This window comes from Thermogemmatispora sp., assembly GCF_019683635.1.
Taxonomy (GTDB): domain Bacteria; phylum Chloroflexota; class Ktedonobacteria; order Ktedonobacterales; family Ktedonobacteraceae; genus Thermogemmatispora.
The window spans coordinates 1-8,121 of sequence record NZ_JADGIA010000219.1 but is presented as its reverse complement, the minus strand read 5'-3'; the positions used below and the strand labels follow the sequence as shown (position 1 = coordinate 8,121).

General features: G+C 60.3%; 7 protein-coding genes. 3 read left to right on the top strand and 4 right to left on the bottom strand.

Features of this window, described 5'->3' with window-relative positions:
• Positions 1-473: 473 nt before the first annotated feature.
• A complete protein-coding gene (locus IRZ31_RS18310; RefSeq protein WP_297156302.1) occupies positions 474-2,384 on the top strand; it encodes an acetate--CoA ligase in 1,911 nt (636 codons plus the stop codon).
• 260 nt (positions 2,385-2,644) lie between these two features.
• Here IRZ31_RS18310 and IRZ31_RS18305 read toward each other — a convergent pair whose 3' ends face one another.
• A complete protein-coding gene (locus tag IRZ31_RS18305; RefSeq protein WP_297156300.1) occupies positions 2,645-3,607 on the bottom strand; it encodes an AraC family transcriptional regulator in 963 nt (320 codons plus the stop codon).
• Positions 3,608-3,915: 308 nt separating this feature from the next.
• Between IRZ31_RS18305 and IRZ31_RS18300 the strand changes: the two genes are divergently transcribed.
• Both IRZ31_RS18300 and IRZ31_RS18295 read left to right on the top strand, forming a co-directional pair.
• Positions 3,916-4,320 carry a cupin domain-containing protein gene (locus IRZ31_RS18300; protein WP_297156299.1) on the top strand — a complete coding sequence of 135 codons (405 nt, stop codon included), beginning with the start codon at positions 3,916-3,918 and terminating at the stop codon, positions 4,318-4,320.
• Positions 4,321-4,398: 78 nt separating this feature from the next.
• Positions 4,399-4,758, top strand: coding sequence for a nitroreductase/quinone reductase family protein (locus tag IRZ31_RS18295; protein WP_297156297.1), 360 nt, complete (start codon positions 4,399-4,401; stop codon positions 4,756-4,758).
• 407 nt (positions 4,759-5,165) lie between these two features.
• Here IRZ31_RS18295 and IRZ31_RS18290 read toward each other — a convergent pair whose 3' ends face one another.
• From IRZ31_RS18290 to IRZ31_RS18280, 3 genes are all read right to left on the bottom strand, one after another.
• Positions 5,166-6,047 carry a DeoR/GlpR family DNA-binding transcription regulator gene (locus IRZ31_RS18290; protein WP_297156295.1) on the bottom strand — a complete coding sequence of 294 codons (882 nt, stop codon included), beginning with the start codon at positions 6,045-6,047 and terminating at the stop codon, positions 5,166-5,168.
• 242 nt (positions 6,048-6,289) lie between these two features.
• The gene (locus IRZ31_RS18285) at positions 6,290-7,195 is read right to left on the bottom strand and encodes a carbohydrate ABC transporter permease (RefSeq protein WP_297156293.1); all 906 of its coding nucleotides are present in this window, start codon (positions 7,193-7,195) and stop codon (positions 6,290-6,292) included.
• Positions 7,192-8,121: sugar ABC transporter permease (locus IRZ31_RS18280; RefSeq protein WP_297156292.1), on the bottom strand; the 930-nt coding region annotated here is incomplete at its 5' end. The genes IRZ31_RS18285 and IRZ31_RS18280, both read right to left, overlap by 4 nt.

Here is an 8,121-nt window from a genome sequence, read left to right as displayed (position 1 = left end):
GCTAGATGAACATGAGGTTGAGCAAGGAGCACGGTCAATGGCGGAACCGGAGAATAGCTATCCAATCGATCCAGAGAACGCAGGCGAACTGGCGCGGCTCAGATGCAGCAGGAAGACTTTTGTGGTCTTTGGAACCTCCCCAGGGTCGGGGGACGCAAACCGCTGGCGATGAGCGAGTGCGAGCCGGGAGGAGCGTCACAGCAGGCCCAGTCGAGCGCGGAGGACGAGTAACGCCCTGCTTCTCTGCCGCGCCCAGGCTCAGCGCGCGAAGAAGGGAGAGAAGACGCGTCTGAAGACGCTCCATGCAACTGGGTGCCGGCCCGGGTTCTCTTAGCAGCACTCCCCATCTCTTTTCAGATCCCTGGCTCATGGGCTACAATGCAAGCACGAGAGGCTCTCGGGCCACCGGACTACCGACCGGGCCACGTCTGCCACGGATGTTCGTCCTCGAAGAAGAGAAAGGCGGCCAGTCTATGAAGCTGATCACACCTGTTGTCGAGCGCTGGCTCGAAGAAGCGCGCGAGAACCCGGAAGCCTTCTGGAGCAAGGCGGCGGAGCAGCTCCCCTGGCTCCGGCGCTGGGACCGCACTTTCGAGTGGACTCCCCCAACCTTCCGCTGGTTCATCGGCGGAGAAACAAACCTCTCCTATAGCGCCCTTGATCATCACGTCAAGCGTGGCTGGGGCGGTCATACCGCTCTCATCTATTTGAACGAGCGCGGTGAGCGCCGTCTCTATACCTACGCTCAGCTCCTGCATGAAGTTGAGCGCCTGGCGGCTGCCCTGCGCGGCCTGGGCATCCAGCGGGGAGACCGTATCACGATCTACATGCCGACCTTCCCCGAGGCCATCATGCTTATGCTTGCCGCCGTGCGTATCGGCGCCATTCACCTCGTCGTCTTCGCCGGCTTTGGCGCCCAGGCCCTGCGCGATCGCATTGAGGCCAGTGGCTCGCGCCTCGTCTTCACCGCGGACGTTACCTATCGCAAGGGCAAAGAGACCAACCTCAAAGACATTGTCGATGCTGCCCTGGCCGCTGGCAACGGCAGCGTCGAGCACGTCGTCGTCCTTCAACGTGGCAGTCAGCCGGTGACCATGCAGGCCGGGCGCGATCTCAGCTGGCAGGAATTTCTGGCCCAGGCCAATGGCCAGAGCGGCAGCTACCTTCCCCTGGAAGCTAACGAGCCGGCCTATATTCTGGCCACTTCGGGCACGACCGCCAAGCCCAAGCTCGCCGTCCACATGCATGGCGGCTACCAGGTACACATTCATAGCATGGGCCAGTGGGTCTTCGGCCTCAAGCCAACCGACGTCTGGTGGTCCACCTCAGATATCGGCTGGGTTGTGGGCCACAGCTATATTGTCTACGCCCCGCTGATTGCCGGCGCCACGACCCTGGCCTTTGAAGGGGCTTTGGACTATCCCACGCCCGACGTGCTCTGGCAGATCGTCGAAGAATTTGCCGTCTCCAGCATCTTCACCTCGCCTACTGCTGTGCGCCTGCTCATGAAATATGGCGACGAGCCGCCGCGCCGCTATAATCTCTCCTCGCTAGAGCGCGTCTTTTGTGCCGGCGAGGTTCTCAATGCCCCGGCCTGGTCGTGGCTGCAGGAGAGCGTCTTGCGCAATCGGGTCCCCGTCATCGATCACATGTGGCAGACCGAGACCGGTGGTCCGATCTTTGGCAATCCCTACGGTCTGGGCATGCTACCCATCAAGCCCGGCTCGGCTACCATCCCTCTGCCTGGCATCGAGGCCCGCGTCGTCTCCCCGCTCGACGGCTCGCCGCTTGGTCCCGGGGAAAAAGGGGTCATGGTGATCACGCGTCCCTTCCCGGGGCTGATCCCGACGCTCTGGGGTGATCCAGAGCGCTATGCGCGCGATTACTGGGGCGTCTTGCCTGGCGTCTACTACACCGGCGACTCCGCTCATGTCGACGAGGATGGCTACGTCTGGTTTGCCGGGCGCGCCGATGAGATCATCAAGATTGCCGGCCATCGTATTGGCACCATCGAGGTCGAGACCGCTTTCCTCAAACATCCTGCCGTTGCGGAGGCCGGTGTCACCGGGCGCCCCGATGAGCTGCGCGGCGAGGTAATCGTGGCCTTCGTCGTCCTCAAACAGGACTACGAGCCATCCGAGGAGCTAAAGCAGGAGCTGCTCAAGACGGTGCGCACGGAGCTTGGCCCGGTGGCCGTCATCGGCGAGCTGAATTTCGTCAACATGTTGCCCAAGACGCGCAGCGGCAAGATTATGCGCCGTGTGCTACGCGCCGTCACCCTGGGGCGCGACCCCGGCGATGTCTCGACCATTGAGGACGAGGCATCGGTCGCAGAGGCGCGCCTGGCCTGGCAGCGGCTGCAATCCGATCTCTCCACCCGTTAAATCAACGCTCCTGATATCCCCCTGGCTTCCTTCGATCAGAAGAAGCCAGGGGGATCTCTTGAGACGGCTGGCATCTGGCTGGGGCTGGTCTGCTCGTAACCCGTCAGGAGCAGGATGGCGTCTTCCCACCGGCAGGGAGGGACGAGTATCACCCACCGGCTTCTGCCCCTTTCCTTAGACCTATGGCTATGGCCGCATGGATGGTAGCCAGAGACCGTGAGCTGTGCTGGCGACGGTGGCCCTGTCCTGGCCATTACAACTTAGTCTTTGCTGACGGCCAGGCTCTCCAGTTCCTGGCGCAGCCGCTGCATATCGCGCGCTGGCGGTAGTCCGAAGAGATTTCGGTAGTCGCGGTTAAAGTGCGAGACATCCTGATAGCCGACGCGGAAAGCGGCGCTGGTGGCATCTAACCCATCGTTGAGCATCAGGTGGCGTGCCTCCTGCAGGCGCAGCTGCTTCAAATACTGGAGTGGGCTGAGACCGGTAACGGCCTTAAAGTGATGATGCAGGCTAGAGACGCTCATCCCCAGCTCGCGAGCCAGCCTTTCGACGCGCAGCGGCTCCGAAAGATGCCGGCGCAAGTACGAGACGGCGCTGGCAATCTCCGAGGGCATGCCGCCCCGCAGGGCCAGATGGCAGAGACGCCTCCCCTGCTCGCCGACCAGCAGGCGATAGATAATCTCCTGGGTGACCAGCGGCATCAGCACCGGCGCCTCTTCCGGCGTGTCGAGCAGCCTGACCAGACGCACCACCGCATCCAGCAAGCGCTCATCCAGAGGGCTGACGTCTAAGGCGCGTGCCGAGCTACGCCGGGGCACATAGCCGGCAGAAAGCAGCACCGCTGTGACTTGTGAAGGCTCAAGGCGCAGGGTCAGGCTCAGATACGGTCGCTCTGGGCTGGCTTCGATGACGCGGCTAAAGCGCGGCAGCTCAACAGTTGCCAGCAGGTAATGAAACGGGTCGTACTCATAGCGGCTGTGCTCAACGAATACCTCCTTACGACCCTGAGCGATCACGCAGAAGGACGGTTCGGCAACGCTGGGTAAAGGGGTAGATGGTGAAGAGAGGCGCGCCAGAACGAGGCCCTCAAGTGGTTCGACGGTTCCATCGCGCGGAGTAGCCCGCGCAATGCGCTCGGCCAGTTCCTCGCGGTTAGCCTGGAGACGCTGGAGTAGCCGCTCGTCGTATTGGCGCTCGCTCTCTGCAATGGCGATAAGAGTCATTGGATAGGAACCTCCTCCGCGATGGCGTTGCCTCTCGGCCTGTGCAGAATCAGCCAATGCTTAACGAGAATTATTCTATCACCTTTGCCAAGGCGATCTCTATAATGCCACTAGGGGGAAGAAGGCCAGCCAGCCTGCGCTGCTGATCTCTCTGCTCAGAGAAAACTGGCAAAGGCGGGCTGAGGGCTTTGGCTCGCGGGGCGACAGGAACCTGGTGATTGACCTGCTTGGCTTGCTCTCTCTCTCTGCGCTGGATGCGCGACGAGAAGGGAGATGGTGAGCGAAAGAAGGAAGGGAGAATGAGGACAATGGAGATCAGAAGAAGTGGTTCGCAGCCCTCACAACAAGGACCGGCTGCTACCTTTACTGGAACAGTGCGCATTGATCCTTTATTCGAGGCGCCCAGTCCGGCGCGCGTGCGCATGGCCAGCGTTACCTTTGAGCCTGGAGCGCGTACAGCCTGGCATAGTCATCCATTGGGGCAGACCCTGATCGTGACCGCCGGCTGTGGGCGGGCCCAGCGCTGGGGTGGCCCTATTGAGGAAATTCGTCCGGGAGATGTGGTCTGGTTTGCGCCCGGTGAGAAGCACTGGCATGGAGCGGCGCCGACCACGGCCATGACGCACATTGCTATTCAGGAAGAGCTTGATGGCAAGGTAGCCGACTGGATGGAGCACGTTAGCGATGAACAGTACTCTGGGCAGCAGCCCTAACGGGCCGACGAAAGCAGGCTCTCTCTGGCAGACAGGTGGCTGCTGCTTTGATCGGGGAGAAAGGAAGGTCGTTCTGCTATGAGTCAACGAGATCTCCGCGCGCTGCTACAGCGCCGCAGTGAAATTAATATTACAGTCAAAGGTCGTACCAGTGGGCACTCTTATACCTACCCGGTGTGGTTTGTGCTGGAAGACGATACTCTCTATTTGCTGCCTGTGCGGGGGACCGAGACCGGCTGGTACAAGAATCTGCGCCAGGCTCCGACCTTAGAAGTGCGAGCCGGTCAGCAGGCTCTTACCACCAATGTACGCCTGATTGAGGATCAAAGCCGTGTGGCGGCCATTGCGGAGCGCTTCCGCGAGAAGTATGGGGCCAGTCAGATTCAGGCGTACTATCCGCTCATCAATGTAGCCGTCGAGGTCCCCCTCAGTGGCTAGCCAGACTAGCCGCGGACCCGCCTGAAATGGGCTAGGCCTGGGCCTTCGTACCTCCTCTCCCTCCCCAGGGCTGAGGCTAGGTGTAGTCAGTCAGCGGTAGGCTGGCCAGCTAGCGCCTCGGGTTAGTAGAGGAGGCTTGCAAGGCGCTGACCTGGATGCTCTGGCACCAAGAGGGCCACAAGGCCGGCAGTATTTCGCTGGCGAGAGTCGGTAATCTGCGCGTGAGCGAGCAAGCGCTGTAACCGTGCCCGGGCGGATTCGAGGAGAGAGCCAGTCGGGGGCCTGGGAGCAAGCTGACCGCAGCCGTGGAGGGTACGGAGAGCAGGGACCTTGCGGCGGCGGCAGTAGAGCAAAGGCTCCCAGGCGAGAGGAGGCGGGAGCAAGCCTTGAGCAGCAGAGTCAGCCGGCTAATCCTTGTTGGAGAAAGCCGACTCCTCGGCTGCCAAGCTCTTCTTCACTACGGTCGCCAGCGCGCCTGCAGTTACGGGAGCCAGGATGATACGCTTGGCCTCATGCCTTAGCCGCTCCAGCTGCTCGGGCGCAATCTGACCATCGACCACCAGTATATCGAAGTCTGCGACATGGGCGAAGCGATTCAGCGAGTGGTGGCCGATCTTCGAGCTATCAAGCGCTAGAATCCTCTGAGAGGCGGCTTGCATCATATAGCGTTTGATTTCCGATTGATGAATATTCGCGTCGGAAACAGAGCCGTCCTCTCCGAGAGCGCTACTCGTAATAAAAGCCTTGTCGGCGTGGAGTGAGCGTAATTTCTCAATGACCGAGATGCCGGTAATCAGCTGGGGGGCCAGCTCCAGGGTTCCGCCGAGCACATAGACCTGAATGCCTGTCTTACTCAGCAGACTATTGACCACCATGATACCATTGGTTACGACCAGGATGCCACTCTCCTCGGGCAGGGCGGCAGCGCAAGCGGCCATAGTCGTACCGGCATCCATCAGCAGGATCTCGCCGGGCTGTACCAGGGCAGCGCAGGCCCGAGCGATTGCCTCCTTCTTCTCGCGATTTTGAACCGCTCGTTGAGAAACCGCCACATCCTCGCTGCGCCCCGTGGCGATCGCCCCGCCGAACGTGCGCTTCAGAATGCCCAGCTCCTCTAACTTCTTTAGATCGCGGCGAATGGTCATCTCCGAGACTTTCAACCGGCGACTGAGGTTGGTCGTAGAGACTGTACCTTCTTGCAAAACAATCTCGGCAATTGCCTTTCGCCGTACCTCGGAAAGGACCCAGCTCTTATCAGCTCCCTGCTCTCCAATATCTGGCGTGCTCATGATGGCTCTCTCCACAACGGTCCTGACGGGGGCACCAGGCAGGGGATAATGGATCGACCCAGACGGTGCGCACAGTTAAAGTGAGGCCCACGCTGCCACAAAAGCCTCACGAGCAAGCTCACGAGCTGGCTCGTGGGCAAAGCCGAACGCAACCTTGCTGTCCGCTGCCTCGCGTCCGAGAGCAGCGCCACCCCTCTAACAGGGCTTGTCTGTCCATGCCTATCCATACTGACCCTGCTGATTCACTCGCCCTGAATCGCGCCTGCGGTCAACCCGTGGATAAAGGCTCTGCCGGTAGCGAAGCCGAAAACGATGCTAGGCAACAGCAGAACCACCGTAGCCGCGGCCAGGCTTCCCCAGTCCACATTAGCATACTTGATAAAATCGAGGATGGCAACGGGTGCCGTGATCGTCTCATTGCCTGTCAATACCAGAGCAAAGAGGAACTCAGTCCAGGTCATCATAAAGACCAGAATAGTGGTAGCTACGATGCCCTGGCGGGCGAGCGGTAAGGAAATATGCCAAAAGACCTGCAAGCGCGTGGCCCCGTCGACAATGGCCGCCTCCTCGATCGCTTGCGGTACCTCGGCGAAGAAGCCAAAGAGCGAGGTCATAGCGATCGGCAGGCCGATCACCTGGTAAGCCAGCATCATCCCTGGGAACGTATTGAGCAACTCTAGATGGCGAAAGACCACAAAGAGCGGCACCAGCAAGATCAGCCCTGGCAGCACACGCACAGCCAGGTTGTAAGTCAACATCAGGCGGAAGAAAGGATGTTGCAATTGCCTGACAATGGCATAAGCGGCGGGCAGGGCCACAGCCATCGTCAGGAGGGTTGCCCCGCCATCGATTAGCACACTGTGCCACAGGCTTTCCAGGAACGATGACTGTACCACCGCCACATAATTGGCAAAAGTCGGCCTAAAAGGCCCGGAGCTAAAGATGCTCTCACTTGGCTTAAGCGAGAGCACAAGCAACCAGAGAAGCGGCCCCACGATGAAGGCGAGGAGAGCCACCATGACCACCAGCCGCAGCAGTTTCATCAAGGCGCAGCGCCAGAGGCGCCGACGCTGCCGATGCTGGAAGGCATAGCGGGGCCGGGCCACACCGGGCGAGCTGAAGAGAGGCATCGCTTGCTTGAGACTCATACCTTCACCATCCCGCGGCGCAGCCCCGTAATCAGGATCAATGCCGGGATAAGCATCACCCCCATCAAGATAACGAGTAGCGCCGCCGCATAACTCAAATTGAAGTACTCGAAACCTTGAACGAAGGCATACAGATCTAAAGGCTCCGTGGCTGTGCCTGGTCCTCCGCCTGTCATTGAGTAAATCAAAGGCAGCAGCGATAAATAGTTGACGATTTCCAGCAGTATCACGGTTAAGAGAGGCGTGCGCAGAAGCGGCAGGATAATAAAGCGCACCGTCTGCCACTGGTTAGCGCCATCGATGAGAGCAGCCTCAAAGGGTTCGGAGGGCAAGGAGCGCACTGCTGCCAGCAAGAAGACAAAAGCAAAGGGAGTCCATTCCCAGATATCGGCCACCGTGACCGCTATCAGCGCTGTCCGGCCATTGTCCAGCCAGGCTATAGCGGGCACATGGAAGAGCGCCAGGAGGGTATCAATTCCCCCGAGATGGGGTGTAAAGAACATCAGCCACAGGAAGCCGGTCACAATCGGCGAGGCGAACATTGGCACCAGCAGCAGCGCCTGCAGCAGGGTTGGCAGACGGCCCCGCTGGAAGAGAAGGGCGAGGAGCAGGCCTAAGGTCACCTCCAGGAGCACAGGAACTGTAATGAAATAGAGCGTCAGCTTCAAGCTCGACCAGAAAGTCGAATCCTGCAGGGCCTGGAAATACTGGCTCAGGCCGGCAAAGGAGAGCGGAGCCGGGGCCAGCAGATCAACATTGAGCAGGCTTAGCGCAAGACCAAAGCCCAGCGCCAGCAACGTGAAGGCCAGCATTGCCAGGCTGTACGGGGTCAGAAAAACTCCATACAGCAATCTCTCAGCGGAGAAGAGCCGGCGCAGCAGCCCCCACCGCCGGCGGTTACGACCCCCCTGCCGATGACCCCCACT

What these genes read in the sequence shown, in the direction of transcription:
- IRZ31_RS18310 (WP_297156302.1), top strand. Translation starts at nt 474, where the DNA reads ATGAAGCTGATCACACCTGTTGTCGAGCGCTGGCTCGAAGAAGCGCGC.
- IRZ31_RS18305 (WP_297156300.1), bottom strand. Translation starts at nt 3,607, where the DNA reads ATGACTCTTATCGCCATTGCAGAGAGCGAGCGCCAATACGACGAGCGG.
- IRZ31_RS18300 (WP_297156299.1), top strand. Translation starts at nt 3,916, where the DNA reads ATGGAGATCAGAAGAAGTGGTTCGCAGCCCTCACAACAAGGACCGGCT.
- IRZ31_RS18295 (WP_297156297.1), top strand. Translation starts at nt 4,399, where the DNA reads ATGAGTCAACGAGATCTCCGCGCGCTGCTACAGCGCCGCAGTGAAATT.
- IRZ31_RS18290 (WP_297156295.1), bottom strand. Translation starts at nt 6,047, where the DNA reads ATGAGCACGCCAGATATTGGAGAGCAGGGAGCTGATAAGAGCTGGGTC.
- IRZ31_RS18285 (WP_297156293.1), bottom strand. Translation starts at nt 7,195, where the DNA reads ATGAGTCTCAAGCAAGCGATGCCTCTCTTCAGCTCGCCCGGTGTGGCC.